We start from the raw sequence: 223 nt of genomic DNA, 5'->3' as shown, positions 1-223 counted from the left end.
CTCTTGTTTTATGGGTATTTTATCGGGTGAAAATAAAGCTTTTAAAGTTCTTCTTTCAAACAAATTCACTTGAATTATTCTGAGTAAACGTTGAACTGTCCAACCTGTTTTTCCTAAATGTTGAGCGAAACTCACCAATAAATAGGCGATCATCGCAATCCAGATTTGTGTCTGAATTGCGTTCCTGCTGCGGCCTAGAAACGCTTTTAATTTGAGATTCTGC

Annotated in this window: 1 pseudogene; it reads right to left on the bottom strand. The window is 36.8% G+C overall.

Annotation, left to right across the window (positions count from 1 at the left end):
- Window positions 1–223, bottom strand: a pseudogene (locus tag WFH18_RS18250) (IS4 family transposase); the annotation flags it as partial.

The organism is Acinetobacter sp. USHLN143, from assembly GCF_037145695.1.
In the GTDB taxonomy this organism is placed as follows: domain Bacteria; phylum Pseudomonadota; class Gammaproteobacteria; order Pseudomonadales; family Moraxellaceae; genus Acinetobacter; species Acinetobacter fasciculus.
This window is presented reverse-complemented; position numbering and strand designations above follow the sequence as displayed.